The sequence below is a fragment of the Olivibacter sp. CPCC 100613 genome (genome assembly GCF_036959255.1).
Classification (GTDB): domain Bacteria; phylum Bacteroidota; class Bacteroidia; order Sphingobacteriales; family Sphingobacteriaceae; genus Olivibacter.
The window spans coordinates 686,633-704,728 of record NZ_JAWMTI010000001.1 but is presented as its reverse complement, the minus strand read 5'-3'; the positions used below and the strand labels follow the sequence as shown (position 1 = coordinate 704,728).

The following is an 18,096-nucleotide window of genomic DNA, read 5'->3' as shown; positions in this document are numbered from 1 at the left end:
TTTAACGAATTTATTGCCAACGAAAGTACTAAAATATTTTCAACTCGATGAACATTTGTTAATTAACGTATTGCGCCTAAAGGCTTATATTTCGACGGAATCGTAAAAGGCATTTCCAATGCTTCGTTTAAAGCGATACGGTTATATTTTAACTGCAGCTCTAACTTTACGGCCGAAGAACTGGCGGTTAAGCGAATATCTTTAGGTACCGGATGTTTACTTATTAGTGCAAAATCAGTATAATTTGTGCTTACTTGACGTTCTGCATTATCAGTGCTTAGGGTGCTGCTCGTGATCCTAAAATTATCATCCGTTTGTACCAGGAAATTTAAATCGTTTTTAAAACCGCTTAGCGAATAGCCCAAGTTGTTTTTTTCTGCTTCGTTTGAATAAGTTAACGCTTGCTCGATAATATTTCCTACCATCATGGCTTGTAGGTTATCATAGCCAATCTCTTCGGAGGCAAATTGATGTAAGAAGGAAAAAGGTTCATCAATATAGGTTCCATTTATTCGGTTCATCATTTTAAAACGAGCCGGCGTGATCAGTACGCGGGCCGCCTCAATTCCGAAAACCGTTGTGATAGAAATCCAGATAGCCTCTTTGTTTTTTATTTTAATATTTAGCGTTGCATCATAATTGTCTTTATTAATAGCAACAGCAGATTTTGCCTTGGCGCTGAAGGTCTTAAAGCTTAACTGATTATCGAGAATACCGTTTAGCAAGACCCGATTACTCAAGCTGCTTCGCTTTTCTTCTTTAGTCGCTTCAACCACCATCTTTTTGCTTTTGCATGCCGAAACCAGTAAACAGGTTGATAACACCATTAAAATGGATAACGTTCGGATAGTTGAATGATTAAAGGGCATGATTACTCAATATACTTTTTGGAATCAATTTTCTTTGTTAAAAGTTCAACATTTTCACCGGTAGTTTCGCCGGTCGCTTTCGCTTCTTTCCATTTTGAAACCGCCTTTTCGATGTCGCCTAATTTAAATAATATGTCACCGTAATGCTCCAGGAGTGCAAAGGAGGTTTCTCCCGAAGTGGTAATTGCTTTTTCAATCCATTTCAATGCTTCCGTATAATTGCCCTGTTGAAACAGGACCCAAGCATACGTGTCTTGAAATGTAGGGTTATTCGGCTCCAATTCATTGGATTTTTTGGACATTTTAGCGGCCGTCTCTAGATTGGTTTTCCGAAGAGATAAGTAATAGGCGTAATTATTAAGTGTGCCCACATTGTTACTGTCAATGGCTAATGCTTCTTCGTAGGCCTGATCAGATTCCGCAAACATATCCAAGGCATGATACGTATCGCCTAAGCTACTATATACTTGCGTGAGTAACATCGTATTTTTCTCTTCTACATAATTCAATGCGGCTTCAAAGCAACTTCTGGCATCCGTATACTTCTTTTCCATAAAGAAGGCATGCCCTGAAAAAAATTGGGTTAATGGTTGTTGTGGAAACAATGCTGATGCCTTGTAAGCGTGGGCTAAGGCCTCTTTTTGCATACCTAAACTTAACTCTATCTGTAGTAATTGCTCCCAGATTGTATTGATTCTACTGTTGATGTCGATTGCCTTGAGATATTGCTCCCGCGCTTCCTTAAGTTGTTTCTGCTGGGCTAAAATATCTCCATATAGGGCAAAAGCACGCGCATCGGCAGGATAACTAATTGTCAATGTATTTGCTAAGTCCCGTATAATGGGCGCCATTTCACTGCTTTTCGGATCAGACATCAAACTGATCAATAGGCGCATTTTCCCTTCAAAATCCATGCGTTCACTCGCAAAAGCCAGCTTAAGCTCCCTCGCTGATTTTTCTTCATCTTTTAAATTATGGTAGGCATCGGCTTTACTCAATGAAATGTAGGGATCTCCCGGAATACGCGCATGTCCTTCATCTAATACTTTGATCGCCTCTTTTGGTTTATCAAGCTTTAGGTATAAATTAGCCAAGAGCAAATAGCCTTTCGTGCTGTCCGGTTCCTTTTCGATAATGGATGTCACCTCCTCGATTGCTTTTTTGGGTTGCTTTTGTTTTAGGTATATTTCTTGACGAGCAATTATAATATTATCATCCTTTCCGAATTTTTGCTCGATTTCATTGTAAGCAACAAGCGATTTGTCAAGCTCATTGTTTAGGAAGAGCGCGTAAGCACGATCATAAAAATATTCCTTTTTTTCCGGTTTAATCTGAACTAGTCGATCAAAAATTGGCGGAAGGGATTTAAAATCCTCCATTCGTTTGTAAATATCGGCTAATAGAACCCAATACCATTCATTATCAGGCTTCAAGCTGGTCGCTTTCTTAGCATGAATGGCGGCGTCACCCATGTTCTTACCTTCCAATTCTAAACGGGCCAATTCGAAATAGGCAGCATCATTCCGGTCATCTAATTTCAATAACTTATGCAGTGTGTTTTGTGCCAGGTCCATATCGCCTCGAGCCTTTTCATTTAGCGCCTGGTAGTATAAATCCTTTACTTGGCTACTATCTGTAGGTGCCTGCGCAAGTACTTGATGTCCGCTTATTAATAAAAAACAGATAAAACCGTATATTTTCTTCTTTAAGATCATTTTACATTCTTTATTTATTCATATCATTTACCGATGGCTGACCTTAAACAAAAAAGTCATATTCGTCCACTCTCCTCATCTTCTGTCTTCTATCGCAAAGGTTAGGCCGGTATCATTTTTTCTTTCCCATTAATTGTTTGAGCTGCTTTCCTTCTTTCAGGTATATACAAATTAAAAAAGATAGCAGCAGTGCATTTCCAATGAGGAGGTTTCTTTTAAATAGGCTGAAAGATAACCAACTCAGTATAATTGCACATACAATATACGTCAAATTTTTAAATGTATGATAGGGTATTGGGTAATTTTTTTGTCCTAAAACATAAGAAAGAATCATCATACAGGCATAGGTTATCATCGTAATCCAGGCAGAGGCGATAAAGCCATAAGAGGGTATAAATACTAAATTCAACACAATGGTTACAATGGCACCGGCACCGGAAATATAAAGGCCATATTTTGTTTGATCAGATAGCTTATACCAAATCGACAAGCTCATATATATTCCTAAAAAGATGTATCCCAACAAAAGAACAGGAACAATTGAGAGTCCTTTCCAATTTCCCATACTTGTTTCCAAGGAATCGCCTGCAATAAAATATTTTAAAATCTCTATGTTTGCTACTAATCCCAGCATACCGATGGTCATTGCAATAATGAAATAATCCATGATGATGGCATATGTTTGTCCCGAATTTTTTTCTTTTGCATGACTAAAGAAAAAGGGTTCGGCACCTAAACGAAATGCCTGTATGAAGATACTTAGAAAAATCGCCAGTTTTGCTGACAGTCCGTAGATACCAACTTGCGTTTCAGCGATATTATCCGGTAATAGCTGCCCTAAGAATACTTTATCCAGATTCTCATTAATAATGAATGAAAAATTTGCGATCAAAATAGGAAAGCTGTAAGAAAACATTTCCAATGCTAGCTGACCATCAAATCGCAGCCTCAACTTAAGTAATTCAGGAACCATCAACAATAAGGTAATTGCACTCGCTATTAGATTTGAAATAAATACATAACCAACCCATTGGGGATGATACCAGGTCGAAAAGGAGCTCACAATAGAAAGGTTGTTTTTAAGCGCCCAAGGAATAAAAACGATAAAAAGTAAATTACATGACACAAAAGTGAAGATATTGATCAACTTAATTATGCCATATCTTAACGGATGTCCGTCAGCCCTTATCTTAGCAAAGGGAATAACGGCGACGGCATCCAATGTCAAAATAAGTGAAAAGTAGGTAATATACTTAGGCAGATCGGGATCGGATATGTTGATAAAGTGCGCAATTTCCTGCTTGAAAAACAAGACAAACAAGAGGAAACATAAACTAATAAAGAGAATAATCAGAAAGGTATTATTATAGACCGCTTGCTTATTATCCTCTTTTTTTTGGAGATATCGAAAAAAAGTGGTTTCCATTCCAAAGGCCAGTAATGCATTCAATAACGAAGCATAACTATACATGGTGGTGAAAATCCCAAAGACCGCAGTGGAAAGTTTTCTGGAAAATAAAGGCGTAAGGACAAAATTAACTAAACGGGCTATAATAGTGCTTAAACCATAAATAAAGGTTTGTCCGGCAAATTTTCGTAGTGTAGACAATTTTTATTGATCGTTAAAATGTTAGCGTTTAAGAATTTCAAAATTGCGATAATTCTTCAGTTCGCTCGAATTAATTTCAACTTTTTCGACGACAGCGTGTTCTGGTCCCTCGTGGCACCACTCAATGAAATTTTCCAATTCGAAGGACTCGCCCTCAGCTTCCATGTAAACACTTCCATCAGGTAAATTCTTTACAAAGCCCACAATTCGTAACTGATTGGCAACGGCTTTAGTTGCTGCTCTGAAATAAACACCCTGTACTTTTCCGAAAACGGTAATATTCAAATGCTTCATTGATATTCATACTTTCCTTTTATAGCGATACGAAGAACGCTATAATGCAAAAGTGCGATTTTTTTATAAATCAATCTTCTTGTCTTACACTGTTTTTTATGATAGCCTATGCTAGGCTAGATAGGGTGGCTGGCTCCTTAGTATAGTGGGGTAACTGTTGAGTTTTCACTCAAGTTTAATCCTTGGGTATGACTGATTAGGTTAAGACCTGGTTTTTTGCCCTTCTCAAGACTTCCATATAAGTCATCGATACCCAAGTATTTGGCGCCATTAAGGGTCGCCCATTGTAAGGTTTGTTCTAACTTTAAATGCGGAAAATGGCTATGCAGCGTCAAGAGCTCAGCTAAAATGCATAGCTTATCATTGGAAGCCAAACTATCCGTGCCCAATGTTATGGGATTGTCCTGACTAAGGAAGAGATCAATCTTGGGCAGTCTGTTTTCGATATACAGGTTGGCATTGGGGCATAGGCACCAAGTCACGTCTCCGGCAAAACGATCTACAAAGAAAATATCCTTCATATTCGTATAGGTGTTATGCACAAACATCACAGGTTGCCGCTTTGGTAATAGTGGAACGATGGTTTGAATCGAATCCCTAGCTTGCGCCTTGAAAAAACTGATGTCCCGATTTAACTTTTGATAAAAATCGACAAACTTTCCTGCTTTATATCGATAAAATTTATTTTCTTCCTCGCTTTCCTGGTTATGAATACTCAGTAGATTGGTTTCAGGCTTGTGGAGCTGCTTTAAAAATCGGAAAATTTCTTTACATACGGAATAAGGCGCATGTGGCGTAATCGATGACGGTAAGCCATCGAATGATTCGCATAAGGTTAAGCCATTTCTAAATACTTCCTGTGCTTTTTCAGGGTCAAAACACAGAATTTCTACAAAGGTGTGATAATATAGACTACTTTGTTCCTTCGTGTTTTTAGATATAGCACGGTTCACAATATCACCAACAGCTACGATGCCATTTTTTTTCATTTCCGCATCGGCTGCTTGCATAGCCGTTATGATTTCGCGCTCATCCGTATCCCGTTGCTCAATGACAGCTTCGATGAAGGGAATTAATCCAGTACCTTTTGGAAATTTACCTTTCAGATGAGAGAGCTCGAGGTGACAGTGCGTGTTAATAAAGCCCGGTGTAATAATCCCCTTATGTTTAGTAATGGTTTTATCCGATATTTCTTTTGCTCCTGATTCATAAACACCTATAATTTCTCCGTTCTCATCCACTCCAATGACACCATTGTAAATGGGTTTTGCAGAAACGGGAAGAATATAGTCTGCCGAGTAATAATTTACCATGACATCTGAGGTTCACTAAAAATATGAAGAATTCGTCTACTTTTTTAATAATTACGGGCAATGTTAGCAAAAAATATGAAACTAACGAAATTTGTTTCACGCTTTAACACACTTGTATAACAAAGGATTATATATTTTTGTGTTAAAAAAGCGGTATATTTGCACCGTGAAAAATATGGGAAAGAAAGTAGATATCAGATCGTTAAGTGTTGATCAGTTGAAGGAAACTTTGGTCGCTTTAGGAGAGCAAAGCTTTCGTGCAAAGCAAATTTATGAATGGTTGTGGGAGAAAGCCTGTGTTGATTTCGATGATATGACTAATCTCAGTAAAAAGCTGCGCGATTCCCTGAAAGAAAATTTCGTAATCAATGCTGTCCGGGTTGATAAATCCCAATACAGTGCTGATAGAACTATTAAAAGCACCTTTAAGCTCTTTGACGACCATATTATTGAAGGAGTCTTGATCCCTACTCCTGATCGAATGACAGCTTGTGTCAGTTCCCAAGTTGGTTGTAGCTTAACCTGTAAGTTTTGCGCAACGGGTTATATGGATCGGAAACGAAACCTGAATGCAGATGAGATCTATGATCAGGTTGTTTTGATCAATAAGCAAGCACAGGAAAATTATTCAGCACCGCTAAGTAATATCGTTTATATGGGAATGGGGGAGCCTCTGCTTAATTATGCAAATGTTTTAAAGTCCATCGAGCGGATTACAGGCCCGGATGGATTGAATATGGCGGCCAAACGCATAACCGTATCAACCGCCGGAATCGCCAAAATGATTAAGAAGTTGGGAGACGATCAGGTGAAATTTAATCTTGCCCTTTCTCTCCATGCCGCCAACGATGCTAAACGGAATGAAATTATGCCGATTAATGAGCAAAATACGCTGAAAGCACTGGCAGAGGCTTTGAAGTACTATTTTGCTAAGACCAAGAATCCCGTTACCTATGAATATATTGTTTTCAATAATTTCAACGATGAGTTGACAGATGCTGCTGAATTAGCCGCATTTTGCAAACATTTACCTTGTAAGGTTAATATCATAGAGTATAATCCCATCTCTTTTGCTGATTTTGAGAATGCCGAAGGGGATAAAATTGATCGCTTTGCTGCTTTTCTCCGGAAAAAAGGGATTACAACCAATGTTAGACGAAGTCGTGGTAAGGATATTGACGCCGCTTGCGGACAGTTGGCGGTAAAGGAAAAGCAAGAACAGGCTGTATAACGCTAAAATTTTTCTATTGCAGCCATTGTCCGAAACCATTGCTGTCAATTTGCTCACAGCGAGGGTAATTATTTACAAATTAACCAAAACCTATGATGATCCGGTTTTTAAGGGCATTTGTTTCTTTATTGTATCCTGAGTTGTGTACCGGATGCATGCGTGCACTTTATGAGCACGAAAGACTTATCTGCACACATTGTTTATATCATTTACCGGTTACAAACTTTCATCAAGATGCAGCGAACGCGGCGAGTAAACAATTATGGGGGCGTGTTCATTTAAAGGCGGTTGCTTCCTATCTTTATTATGTAAAAGGTTCATCGGTACAAAATATGCTTCGTCATTTAAAGTATCTCAACAAGCCCGAAATCGGATATATATTAGGTAAATATTATGCAGCTACCTTAGCAACTTCTTCCTTTGGGGGTGCCGACTTTATCGTCCCTGTACCTCTGCATCCCAAAAAGCTAAAAAAAAGAGGATATAATCAAAGTGAATTTTTTGCCAAAGGACTCAGCGAACAATTTAAACTCCCGATTAAATCAAATAACCTAATTCGACACACACGAACGGAATCGCAAACTACCAAAAGGCGATATGAGCGTTATGAAAATATGAAAGATATTTTTGAAGTGGTGAATCCAAATGCCTTTACTGATAAGCATATTATATTAGTCGATGATGTGTTGACGACTGGAGCAACAATTGAAGCATGTGCCAACAGGCTGTTGGAAATACCTGGTGTAAGTATTAGCGTGCTGACACTTGCCTTTACCAAATAACTGTGATCTTTTTTTAAAAAGTTTCTATTGTGCTGATATATATATTTAGGCTTTCTTTGTACTTGACAGGTTATTAATAAGGGATTGATAGAGAGTTGACAAGGGGTTAACAAAGGGTTAGTGAAGGTATACCTTCACTAACCCTTTGTTAACCCTTTATTATTGCTAAATGCGTACACATTTAATAGTAAGTTGAATACGAACTAATATCTAAGTAAAGTTAACAGAAACGGGCATTCTATGGAATGCCCGTTTGTTGATTTTTTATAGCTAACTGGAGGTATTTTATTTATATAAAGGGAACTTGGCCATCAGTTGAAGCACTTCTTCATGAACGACCTCAAGAACTTCTTCATTTTCGGGAGCGTTAATGACACGGTCGATTAACTCGACGATTTGTACCATCTCAGTTTCTTGTAGTCCTCTGGTTGTTACGGCGGCAGTTCCCATCCGAATTCCTGAGGTAACAAAAGGTGACTTATCATCAAACGGCACCATGTTTTTATTGGTAGTAATTCCGGCCTCACCTAAGGCTGCTTCGGCTGCCTTACCGCTAATTCCTTTATTTCTTAAGTCGATCAACATGGAATGATTATCGGTACCTCCGGAGATGATTTTGTATCCTTTGCTAACGAATGCATCTGCCATGGCCGAAGCGTTTTTCTTCACTTGCAAGACATATTCCATATAACCGTCGCTTAATGCTTCACCAAAAGCAACTGCCTTAGCCGCAATGATATGTTCCAAAGGCCCACCTTGCGTACCGGGAAAAACCGCCATATCTAAAAGAGAAGACATCATTCTGATCTCGCCCTTAGGTGTTTTTAAGCCCCACGGATTTTCAAAGTCTTTCCCCATCATAATCATACCTCCACGCGGACCTCGAAGGGTTTTATGTGTTGTTGTCGTTACAATATGACAGTGAGGAAGTGGATCAGTCAGCAGTCCGCGAGCTATTAAACCTGCCGGATGTGAAATGTCTGCAACTACTAAAGCACCAATTTTATCAGCTACCTGACGAATGAAGGCATAATCCCAATCACGTGAATAAGCCGAAGCCCCAACAATGATTGCCTTTGGCTGTTCTCTAAGCGCAGTTTCTTCTAAAGCCTTATAGTCTATTAAACCGGTTTCTTTATCAACACCATAAAAATGAGCTTCATATAACTTGCCTGAGAAATTTACCGGAGAACCGTGTGTAAGGTGACCCCCATGGGAAAGATCGAAACCTAAAATCTTATCGCCCGGTTTAAGGATCGCTAAAAATACGGCAGCGTTGGCTTGCGCTCCTGAATGTGGTTGCACATTAACCCATTCCGCATTGAAAAGTTGTTTTGCACGGTCGATTGCGATTTGTTCAATTTCATCCACTACTTCGCAACCGCCATAATAACGTTTCCCCGGTAGGCCTTCCGCATATTTATTTGTTAATACGGACCCCGCTGCTTCCATGACTTGCTTGCTTACAAAATTTTCCGAAGCGATCAGCTCAATGCCTTCTTCTTGACGTTGTAACTCTTCATTAATCAGCTCAAATATGATGTTATCTCTTTCCATTAAATATTGATATAAGTATCAGTTTTAGATAGTTGCGCAAAGATAGGGAAAATGTAGAAAATAATAATCGATTTCGGGTTATTAGCCATCGGTAATTTAGCTTTATTTTAAGGGCTCAGTGGGAGTAGCGTCAGCTAGACCCTCTCTTTTACCCAGAAATTATTATAACCTAGGCCCAGTTGCAGTTCCAAAATCTGTTGTTGAAGCATTTCCAATATCGCTAAAAAGTTATAAACAAAATGAACTTTATTTTCGGAATGCTGTTGAATGGCCTTAAAATCTAATTTTTGATTAATTGTTAATAAGGAGGTAATGGCCTTTTTCTGTTGCTCAATGGTATAAGGATATTGGACGACAGTGTGTTTTACCCCATTCGATTTATTCAGATAGTTATTCATTAGCCGATCATACACTTTCATAAGCTTATATAGATCAAACGAGTTCAGTTCTTCACCCGGTTCGACTTCAGTGGCAGCTGATTTGAGGTTGAACGCAATGTTGCCGCGTTTTTCAATCATGAAACGGTTATCCTCTAATGTTTTTAGATCTTCACAAACTGTTTTGAATTTTTTATATTCAATAAGTTTTTGTACCAGGTCTTTCTTGAGGTCAATTTCATTTCCCTCTTCATCGACTTCCGGGCGTGGTAAGAGCATTTTTGCTTTAATGCGCATTAGGGTGGCAGCTACAAAAATGAATTCACTGGCCAATTCCATATTTAAGGAATTCATATGATGAATATAGCCCAAAAAATCATCTGTAATACGAGCGATGGAAATTTCATGTATATTGAGCTCATCTCGCTCAATGAAAAATAGCAAAAGGTCAAAAGGACCTTCAAATTGGGGAAGCTTTATTTCAAAACCTTCTGTTTGCATGGCTCCAAAGGTAAGCTTTTATTAAATACAAATTATAACGTGGAGTAAGTGCGTTTAAAAGGAACGTTTTTATTAATCTATTTTTTAGTATCAGTTCTTTATGCTTGATCATAAAGAACCAAACAACCGAGAAGCTTGCTTCGAGCTCATGAATACCTTTTAAAACAAACACAAATGAATAATCAAGGCTCTGTAGGCTACCTTGCACCTGATTGCAAAGTATCCATAACGCGTATTGGAGCCGTTTCACTTCCTCAATCCGCTTGTATATTGCAAGATGAACAGTCGTGCAAATACTTTGCTGCTCGCTGCTTCGGTATCCTTCAAGGCCATTTTTCCCCAACACACTGGCTATTTATAAGGCTAAAACTAGTACATTCGGTTAAAAGTTAAAGCCCATCGTTCCACTAAAGTGCCGCCTCCAAAATTTACAGCTAGCACTGGGAGGCAGTACCGTTCCTGTAAATTTTGAAGCGGCGAGCTTTCTTTGCTTCTTTTCTTTCGCGGAGAAAGAAAGAAGTTAAAATAAAGGTTCTTTTAATATAAACACCTTCATCTGTATGTTAAAAGCGAAACCTACTAACGGGAGTTCACCAAAGGTAATCTCTGGTATTAGATTTAAAGACTGATTTAGGCAAAAATGAAATATATAGCTGAAAAACAAAGCGAGTAGTTGCTTGTTGGTGAAAAATGAGCAGAACTAGCGGAAAGCTGAGATGGAACAGAACGAGAACAAAAAAAGCAGTACATAGCTAAATTGAATATTTATCCTTTACTTTGTAAACATTTTGTTATTACCGTAATTTTGTACTTACAGGCAGAGAAGGAGGACTGGTTACAGGACAAATTCTTTCAGAACCTATTTAAATATGGATTTTGAACCAGGAACGTTGTTAAGAAACATAAATAGCCCCGCCGATTTAAAAAAGCTCAGGGAGTCGGACCTAGAAAAAGTTTGTAAAGAGTTGCGTCAATATATTGTTGATGTAGTCTCTGTTTATGGGGGGCATTTTGCAGCGAGTTTAGGTGTTGTGGAACTCACGGTGGCATTACATTATGTGCTAAATACCCCTTATGACCAGTTGGTTTGGGATGTCGGCCATCAAGCCTATGGACATAAAATCCTTACCGGAAGACGCGATGTGTTTCATACCAACAGAGTTTATAACGGAATAAGCGGATTTCCGAAACGTGGTGAAAGTGAATATGATACGTTTGGTGTAGGACATTCTTCAACGTCTATATCTGCAGCATTAGGGATGGCGGTAGCATCTCACTATAAAGGAGAAAATGACCGGCAACATGTTGCGGTAATCGGCGATGGATCAATGACGGCCGGCATGGCTTTCGAGGCATTGAATCACGCAGGAATAGAAAAGTCAAATCTGCTTGTTATATTGAATGATAATTGCATGGCCATCGATCCAAATGTCGGTGCACTAAAAGAATATTTAACAGACATCACGGTATCGAAGCCTTATAATCGTTTCCGTGATGATATTGCGGCAGTCTTGAACAAGATTTCCCAAATAGGGCCTGATGCTTTGGGTTTGGCAAAAAAAATAGAAAAGAGCGTGAAAGGTACCCTGTTAAAGAACAGTAATCTTTTTGAATCATTAAAGTTCAGGTATTTTGGTCCGGTTGATGGACATGATGTAAAGCGTTTGGTTAAAATTATCGACGAGCTTCGGGATATACCGGGGCCTAAACTTTTACATTGTATCACCGTGAAGGGTAAAGGGTTTGCGTTAGCAGAAAAGGACCAAACGAAATGGCATGCACCGGGTTTGTTCGATAAAATAACCGGTGAAATAAAGAAAACACTGAGCGACAAACCAGTTGCACCCAAATACCAGGACGTTTTCGGCCATACCTTAGTTGAATTGGCAGAGAAAAACGGAAAAATTATGGGGATTACACCGGCAATGCCTTCGGGATCTTCGATGAACATTATGATGAAGGCGATGCCCAACAGGGCTTTTGATGTGGGCATTGCTGAACAGCATGCCGTTACTTTTTCGGCTGGCTTGGCGACCCAGGGGATGGTACCTTTTTGTAATATTTACTCAACCTTTATGCAGCGGGCATACGATCAAGTGATACATGATGTAGCTTTGCAAAATCTAAATGTTGTTTTTTGTTTAGATAGGGCAGGTATTGCAGGGGCCGATGGTCCCACGCATCACGGAGCTTATGATCTAGCCTATATGCGTTGTATACCAAATATGACGGTGACTGCCCCCATGAATGAGGAGGAACTGCGTAATTTGATGTATACGGCACAGATGGAAAATAGGGGAGCCTTTGTGATTCGTTATCCTCGAGGACAAGGTGTAATGCCTGATTGGAGAAGGCCTTTCAAAGAAATAACCATCGGCAAGGGACGGAAAATCTGTGACGGTGAAGATTTAGCGATATTGAGTATCGGACATATCGGGAATGAGGTGGTAAAAGCGACGGTATCACTTAATTCGGAAGGTGTTTTTCCCGCACATTATGATTTGAGATTTGTAAAACCATTGGATGAAGAACTTTTGCATGAAGTGTTTCGCAAATTCAATAAGGTGATAACTGTAGAAGATGGATGTGTGCAGGGTGGAGTGGGAAGTGCTGTACTTGAATTTATGGCTGACCACGGTTACCAGGCAAAAGTTGTTCGTTTGGGTATTCCGGATGAATTTATTGAACATGGCGAACAAAATCAGTTGTGGGCCGATTGCGGTTATGATGCAAAACATATTATCTTGAGCGCCAAACAACTTACAGAGGGGCGTAAAACCAGCACCATGGCGGGATAATCAGTTCCCGGTTGTTGAACTCAATGGCTATTAAGCAGATTTGAAAAGGACCATTAGATAAATAGAAAATAATGATGTTCGTTGATGGTTGAATAGATGCACGCATAAGAGCGGCTTACGAACAACAAACAATGAACAATGAACAATAATAATATATGTATAGAACACATACCTGTGGAGAATTAACGTTAGCAGATCTAGGAAAAGATATTACTTTATGCGGTTGGGTACAAAGGTCGAGAGATTTAGGAGGGATGACTTTTATTGATATGCGCGACCGGTATGGTGTCACACAATTGGCATTCAATACCGATGATGATGAGGCATTGCGTGCCAGGGCTCGTGAACTAGGGCGTGAATATGTAATACAAGTCAAGGGAACCGTAATTGAACGATCAAGCAAAAATTTGAAAATTCCTACAGGAGAGATTGAAATAAAGGTAGTTGATCTGATTGTGTTGAACGCCGCAAAATTACCTCCATTTTTAATTGAGGATGAAACGGACGGTGGAGACGATCTTCGTATGAGGTATCGTTACCTTGATTTACGGCGTAATCCGGTACGTAATAATTTGGTGCTTCGACATCAAATGGCACAAGCGGTTCGCGCTTATCTTGATCAGCAAGGTTTTCTTGAAGTAGAAACCCCCGTGCTCATTAAATCTACACCAGAAGGCGCACGTGATTTTGTGGTTCCCAGTCGAATGAATGAAGGGCAATTTTATGCTTTGCCTCAATCGCCACAGACGTTTAAGCAACTGCTGATGGTCTCCGGTTTTGATCGGTATTTTCAGATCGTAAAGTGTTTCCGCGATGAGGATTTAAGAGCAGATAGGCAGCCGGAATTTACGCAGATCGATTGTGAGATGGCTTTTGTGGAGCAAGAGGATATATTGAATTTATTTGAGGAACTCATCGCTTACCTCTTTAAGAAAGTTAAAAATATAGCGATCGGAAAACTGCCACGCATGACGTATGCAGATGCGATGCGCTTGTATGGTTCTGATAAACCGGATACACGCTTTGGGATGCAATTTGTAGAATTAAATACGGTGCTACAAGGTGCAGGTTTCCCTGTTTTTGATAATGCCGAATTAGTTGTTGGAATTAAAGCAGCTGGTTGTGCTTCTTATACCAGAAAGCAAATCGACGCGCTTACCGATTTTGTGAAGCGGCCACAAATAGGCGCTACGGGGTTGGTTTATCTTCGGTATAATGAAGACGGATCGCTGAAATCATCGGTCGACAAATTTTTTAGTCGGGAACAACTACTTGCTTGGGCAAATGCACTTGATGCCAAAGCGGGTGATTTGATATTGGTAATGGCGGGCGATGCGGATAGGGTACGCAAGCAATTGAGTGAGCTTCGTTTGGAGATGGGGAGTCAATTGGGTCTTCGTGATAAGAATACCTTCTCCGCACTCTGGGTGCTTGATTTCCCACTATTGGAATGGGATGATGAAACAAAACGTTACCATGCCATGCACCACCCTTTTACTTCACCGAAGTTAGAAGATATATCGTTGTTGGATACCGTACCCGGCCAGGTGAGAGCAAATGCTTATGACATGGTTATTAATGGAACGGAAGTGGGGGGTGGATCCATCCGTATTTTTGAGAAAGATTTACAGCAATTGATGTTCCGGCATCTTGGTTTTACGCAAGAAGAAGCCCAGGCACAATTTGGATTTCTCATGGATGCCTTTACTTACGGTGCCCCTCCACATGGAGGTATTGCTTTTGGTTTCGATCGCTTGGTTTCGATATTTGCAGGCCTGGACTCGATACGTGATGTTATCGCGTTCCCTAAAAATAACGCGGGTAGAGATGTAATGATCGATTCTCCAAGCAGCATTTCGCAGGCACAATTAGACGAATTAAGGATCGATATACGATGATGGGAAGAAGAACCCTGGGGGTATAAGGTTATGGTACTTAGACCAATAACCTTATACCTTTAACCTTAGAAAGGTAAATCATCATCTTTATTCTCATTAAAATCAACCGTTGTAGAACTCGGGTCGTTACTATGATCTGTGCTATTCGACTTGTCGCCATTGCTAGGCGGTTCGAAATCGCTTTTCCTTCCTAGCATTGTAAAATTTTCAGCAACGATTTCAGTAGTATAGCGTTTCACTCCTTCTCGATCCTCATATGATCGAGTTCTCAATTTTCCCTCTATGTAAACCAATTTTCCTTTTTGTAAGTATTTTGCTGCAACATCTGCAAGCCCTCTCCACATTACAATGTTATGCCATTCGGTTTGTTCTACTTTTCTTCCATCTTTATTGAAGGTTTCCGATGTTGCTAAAGGGAAACTCGCAACAGATACATTGCCTTCTAAATGGCGAACCTCGGGATCCTTGCCTAAGTGTCCGACCAGAATAACTTTGTTAATTCCTGACATAGCTTATAATTGTTAGTTGTTGCAAATATTATGGTCTCTTAAAAATGTGAAAATTAATTTAGGTTTAGCTAATGTATTTAAATCTTTTATAAAAACATAATTCCAGACCTTTTTTTTCTCCTTTAAGTGACCTAAATTTTTAATTTCTATGAAGGAAGCATAAATATTCTGATGACTGAGGACATGTTTTTTGGGGGTGCTTACTATTTCTAATTCGCAATCAACACCAAATAATTGTTGAAAGATCGCGGTATCCTTTAGTTGTTCCAGCTCCATGGCATTTGGGCATTCTATTAGCGGAAATTCATACATATTTTCCCAGATATCTTTTGGTCCTCTTTTTTGCATCACAATGCCGTTCTCGTCTCTTATGATAAAATAATAGAAGTATCGATCTCTTGATACCTTTCCCTTTAATTTAACAGGTAAGAAATTTACTTTGTTTTCGCGAAAGGCATAACAATCAATACGGATAGGGCAAATATCGCAGCTGGGCGACTGCGGCTTGCACTGAAGCGCCCCAAACTCCATAACCGCCTGGTTGTAAATAGAAGCATTCGCTTTATCGAGCATCTCTGTGGCTAAATTGCTGAACAATTTTTTTCCTTTTCCAGTGTTAATTGCTTCGTTGACACCGAAATACCTTGCCAATACACGAAATACGTTTCCATCTAAGACCGCTTTGGGTTCATTAGCAGCGAAAGAGGCTATGGCCGCAGCTGTGTATTCCCCGATTCCGGGAAGATTGATGAGCGTGGCATAGTGCTTGGGAAAGATACCCTCGTATACTTGCATGACGGTTCGTGCTGCCTTATGCATATTTCTTGCTCTTGAATAATAGCCAAGGCCTTGCCATAACCTTAAAATTTCGTCCTCAGTTGCCTGTGCAAAATCACGAACGGTAGGATAAGAAGTAACGAAACGATTAAAATACGGAAGTCCTTGTTCTACACGGGTTTGTTGAAGAATGATTTCGGAGAGCCAAATAATATAGGGATCCGTCGTGTCGCGCCAAGGTAAATCGCGTTTGTTTTTATAATACCACTGAATAATCTCTTGTGAAAATAACATGAGGCAAATGTAGGGATTCGTTATCAGTTATTCGTTGTTGGTTACCGGGTGTCAGTTATTGGTTGTTAGTATTCCTAATAACGTTCCTAAGGGTAATACTACTTAACTACTTCAACTATTTAACGGCTCAACTGGACTAGTTGCCCGTTGTGAGATGGACCCATTCGCCCATTGGCTAATTGAATTTCTCAACTTCCTAAAAATTAGCTGAATAGTTTAATTTTTTACCTTAAAAGCTTCGCTGACAGATATTTTACATAAAAATTAACGTTTTATTTTTGTAAATCATTTAAAAGCAATACTTTTGCATCCCCAATTCGAATGATCGGGCGGTTTTTAACGAACAAACAATTAGAAGAATATAACATGACTAAAGCAGAAATTATCGCAGAGATTTCTAACAAGACAGGTTTAGAAAAAGTAGATGTACAGGAAACTGTTGAAGCATTTTTTAAGGTAGTAAAAGGAGCTATGGTAGGGGGTGAGAATGTTTACGTTAGAGGATTCGGTAGCTTCGTTGTAAAAAAGAGAGCAAAAAAGACTGCTCGTAACATTTCAAAAAACACGGCTATTATTATTCCGGAACACTTTGTTCCTAGCTTTAAACCAGCAAAAGTTTTTGTTGAGAAAGTAAAAAACGGCAATAAATAAATCTGCTTTAATCGGATATATTGATCATGCATAAAACAAAACAAATAATAGTCGTTGCCTTTGTAATCATACTAATGGGGGTATTGATGGCGCAACCTATTAAAGGTTTGGTTAAGCGTGATAAAGCCGAGCAAGAACAGCAAGCGAATACAAGTACCGAAACCGAAACTATTAATTTAGCTTCGGTTTCTACTGTTGCAAAACAAGGACTGAACGCCGCTTTGGTGAAGGAGATTACGGATATTGAAGCTGCTTTACCAAATAGTAGTGGAGAAGAGCGTTTAAGTCTATTAAAGAAATTGGCAGGGCATTGGGATGACCTCGCAAAACCTGCCCCTCTGGGTTTCTCTTATGAGGAAATAGCCAAGTTAGCGCCAACATACGATAATTGGCTAAAGGCTGGCGATGCTTTTACGGCTGCTTATGAAAATTTGCAGGACACCGTTGTTGCTCCTGTGTTGACAGAACATGCACAAGCGGCTTATCAAAAGGCCCTTGATTTAAATCCTAAAAGCTTAGATGCTAAAACCGGCCTGGGAACTGCCATTGTAAATAAAGGTGGAGCGCCGATGCAGGGTATTGCGATGCTAATGGACGTTGTGCGGGAGGATCCTAAAAACCTGAAGGCAAACATGAGTTTAGGAATGTTCTCCATGCGTTCGCGCCAGTTTGATAAGGCGGTTGACCGATTTAAAACGGTTATTGAAATTCAACCAAGTGCTGAAGCCTGGTTTTACCTGGCAACAAGTTATGAAAATATTGGCTTGAAAGCTGATGCGATTAAAGCTTTTGAACAAAGCAAATCAATAGCAGCAGACCCAAGTTTATCGCAGTTCATAGATCGAAAGATTGATGAACTGAGCAAGTAATTAAAATAATTCATTAAAACATTTAAAAAATTAAGCTATGCCAAGCGGAAAA

General features: G+C 39.4%; 16 protein-coding genes. 7 read left to right on the top strand and 9 right to left on the bottom strand.

The features are described from left to right. Positions 1-62: 62 nt before the first annotated feature. The 5 genes from RYH73_RS02690 to RYH73_RS02670 all read right to left on the bottom strand — a co-directional run bounded on the left by RYH73_RS02690 (position 63) and on the right by RYH73_RS02670 (position 5,800). Positions 63-869: a DUF4292 domain-containing protein gene (locus tag RYH73_RS02690; RefSeq protein WP_335311716.1), complete on the bottom strand. Its 807-nt coding sequence runs from the start codon at positions 867-869 to the stop codon at positions 63-65. A 2-nt stretch (positions 870-871) separates the two neighbouring features. Continuing rightward, positions 872-2,584: a tetratricopeptide repeat protein gene (locus RYH73_RS02685; RefSeq protein WP_335311715.1), complete on the bottom strand. Its 1,713-nt coding sequence runs from the start codon at positions 2,582-2,584 to the stop codon at positions 872-874. A 112-nt stretch (positions 2,585-2,696) separates the two neighbouring features. Further along, positions 2,697-4,193 (bottom strand): lipopolysaccharide biosynthesis protein, encoded by a 1,497-nt coding sequence (locus tag RYH73_RS02680; RefSeq protein WP_335311714.1) that lies wholly within the window; start codon positions 4,191-4,193, stop codon positions 2,697-2,699. Positions 4,194-4,214: 21 nt separating this feature from the next. Next, on the bottom strand, positions 4,215-4,487 hold the full coding sequence (locus tag RYH73_RS02675; protein ID WP_335311713.1) for an acylphosphatase: 273 nt from the start codon (positions 4,485-4,487) through the stop codon (positions 4,215-4,217). Between the two features lie 137 nt (positions 4,488-4,624). Continuing rightward, positions 4,625-5,800, bottom strand: coding sequence for an amidohydrolase family protein (locus RYH73_RS02670; RefSeq protein ID WP_335311712.1), 1,176 nt, complete (start codon positions 5,798-5,800; stop codon positions 4,625-4,627). A gap of 175 nt (positions 5,801-5,975) precedes the next feature. Here RYH73_RS02670 and rlmN point away from each other — a divergent pair, with 175 nt between their 5' ends. Together rlmN and RYH73_RS02660 are read left to right on the top strand one after the other, a co-directional pair. After that, complete coding sequence (rlmN, locus tag RYH73_RS02665; protein ID WP_335311711.1) at positions 5,976-7,031, top strand: 23S rRNA (adenine(2503)-C(2))-methyltransferase RlmN; 1,056 nt, start codon at positions 5,976-5,978, stop codon at positions 7,029-7,031. A 92-nt stretch (positions 7,032-7,123) separates the two neighbouring features. Further along, positions 7,124-7,813, top strand: coding sequence for a ComF family protein (locus tag RYH73_RS02660; RefSeq protein WP_335311710.1), 690 nt, complete (start codon positions 7,124-7,126; stop codon positions 7,811-7,813). Positions 7,814-8,098: 285 nt separating this feature from the next. Here the strand turns inward: RYH73_RS02660 and glyA are convergent, their stop codons facing one another. Further along, complete coding sequence (gene glyA / locus RYH73_RS02655; protein WP_335311709.1) at positions 8,099-9,370, bottom strand: serine hydroxymethyltransferase; 1,272 nt, start codon at positions 9,368-9,370, stop codon at positions 8,099-8,101. A gap of 134 nt (positions 9,371-9,504) precedes the next feature. After that, positions 9,505-10,248 carry a segregation and condensation protein A gene (locus tag RYH73_RS02650; protein WP_335311708.1) on the bottom strand — a complete coding sequence of 248 codons (744 nt, stop codon included), beginning with the start codon at positions 10,246-10,248 and terminating at the stop codon, positions 9,505-9,507. A 174-nt stretch (positions 10,249-10,422) separates the two neighbouring features. Here RYH73_RS02650 and RYH73_RS02645 point away from each other — a divergent pair, with 174 nt between their 5' ends. The 3 genes from RYH73_RS02645 to aspS all read left to right on the top strand — a co-directional run bounded on the left by RYH73_RS02645 (position 10,423) and on the right by aspS (position 14,944). Further along, complete coding sequence (locus RYH73_RS02645) at positions 10,423-10,641, top strand: hypothetical protein (RefSeq protein WP_335311707.1); 219 nt, start codon at positions 10,423-10,425, stop codon at positions 10,639-10,641. A gap of 476 nt (positions 10,642-11,117) precedes the next feature. Then, positions 11,118-13,046 (top strand): 1-deoxy-D-xylulose-5-phosphate synthase, encoded by a 1,929-nt coding sequence (dxs, locus tag RYH73_RS02640; protein WP_335311706.1) that lies wholly within the window; start codon positions 11,118-11,120, stop codon positions 13,044-13,046. 155 nt (positions 13,047-13,201) lie between these two features. Further along, complete coding sequence (aspS, locus tag RYH73_RS02635; RefSeq protein ID WP_335311705.1) at positions 13,202-14,944, top strand: aspartate--tRNA ligase; 1,743 nt, start codon at positions 13,202-13,204, stop codon at positions 14,942-14,944. A gap of 65 nt (positions 14,945-15,009) precedes the next feature. On the opposite strand, the gene RYH73_RS02630 is transcribed toward aspS, so the two are convergent. Both RYH73_RS02630 and mutY read right to left on the bottom strand, forming a co-directional pair. Next, positions 15,010-15,453: a single-stranded DNA-binding protein gene (locus RYH73_RS02630; protein WP_335311703.1), complete on the bottom strand. Its 444-nt coding sequence runs from the start codon at positions 15,451-15,453 to the stop codon at positions 15,010-15,012. Positions 15,454-15,465: 12 nt separating this feature from the next. Further along, complete coding sequence (gene mutY, locus RYH73_RS02625) at positions 15,466-16,524, bottom strand: A/G-specific adenine glycosylase (RefSeq protein WP_335311702.1); 1,059 nt, start codon at positions 16,522-16,524, stop codon at positions 15,466-15,468. Positions 16,525-16,890: 366 nt separating this feature from the next. Here mutY and RYH73_RS02620 point away from each other — a divergent pair, with 366 nt between their 5' ends. Continuing rightward, positions 16,891-17,175: an HU family DNA-binding protein gene (locus RYH73_RS02620; protein WP_013664426.1), complete on the top strand. Its 285-nt coding sequence runs from the start codon at positions 16,891-16,893 to the stop codon at positions 17,173-17,175. Between the two features lie 26 nt (positions 17,176-17,201). Then, positions 17,202-18,044 (top strand): tetratricopeptide repeat protein, encoded by an 843-nt coding sequence (locus RYH73_RS02615; RefSeq protein WP_335311701.1) that lies wholly within the window; start codon positions 17,202-17,204, stop codon positions 18,042-18,044. The last annotated feature ends 52 nt before the right edge of the window (positions 18,045-18,096 follow it).

Excerpts from the sequence above, each read along its gene's own strand:
- RYH73_RS02620 (WP_013664426.1), top strand. The coding sequence starts at position 16,891 with ATGACTAAAGCAGAAATTATCGCAGAGATTTCTAACAAGACAGGTTTA.
- RYH73_RS02690 (WP_335311716.1), bottom strand. The coding sequence starts at position 869 with ATGCCCTTTAATCATTCAACTATCCGAACGTTATCCATTTTAATGGTG.
- RYH73_RS02645 (WP_335311707.1), top strand. The coding sequence starts at position 10,423 with ATGAATAATCAAGGCTCTGTAGGCTACCTTGCACCTGATTGCAAAGTA.
- RYH73_RS02630 (WP_335311703.1), bottom strand. The coding sequence starts at position 15,453 with ATGTCAGGAATTAACAAAGTTATTCTGGTCGGACACTTAGGCAAGGAT.
- rlmN (WP_335311711.1), top strand. The coding sequence starts at position 5,976 with ATGGGAAAGAAAGTAGATATCAGATCGTTAAGTGTTGATCAGTTGAAG.
- RYH73_RS02650 (WP_335311708.1), bottom strand. The coding sequence starts at position 10,248 with ATGCAAACAGAAGGTTTTGAAATAAAGCTTCCCCAATTTGAAGGTCCT.
- RYH73_RS02670 (WP_335311712.1), bottom strand. The coding sequence starts at position 5,800 with ATGGTAAATTATTACTCGGCAGACTATATTCTTCCCGTTTCTGCAAAA.
- aspS (WP_335311705.1), top strand. The coding sequence starts at position 13,202 with ATGTATAGAACACATACCTGTGGAGAATTAACGTTAGCAGATCTAGGA.
- RYH73_RS02660 (WP_335311710.1), top strand. The coding sequence starts at position 7,124 with ATGATGATCCGGTTTTTAAGGGCATTTGTTTCTTTATTGTATCCTGAG.
- dxs (WP_335311706.1), top strand. The coding sequence starts at position 11,118 with ATGGATTTTGAACCAGGAACGTTGTTAAGAAACATAAATAGCCCCGCC.
- mutY (WP_335311702.1), bottom strand. The coding sequence starts at position 16,524 with ATGTTATTTTCACAAGAGATTATTCAGTGGTATTATAAAAACAAACGC.
- RYH73_RS02615 (WP_335311701.1), top strand. The coding sequence starts at position 17,202 with ATGCATAAAACAAAACAAATAATAGTCGTTGCCTTTGTAATCATACTA.
- glyA (WP_335311709.1), bottom strand. The coding sequence starts at position 9,370 with ATGGAAAGAGATAACATCATATTTGAGCTGATTAATGAAGAGTTACAA.
- RYH73_RS02675 (WP_335311713.1), bottom strand. The coding sequence starts at position 4,487 with ATGAAGCATTTGAATATTACCGTTTTCGGAAAAGTACAGGGTGTTTAT.
- RYH73_RS02685 (WP_335311715.1), bottom strand. The coding sequence starts at position 2,584 with ATGATCTTAAAGAAGAAAATATACGGTTTTATCTGTTTTTTATTAATA.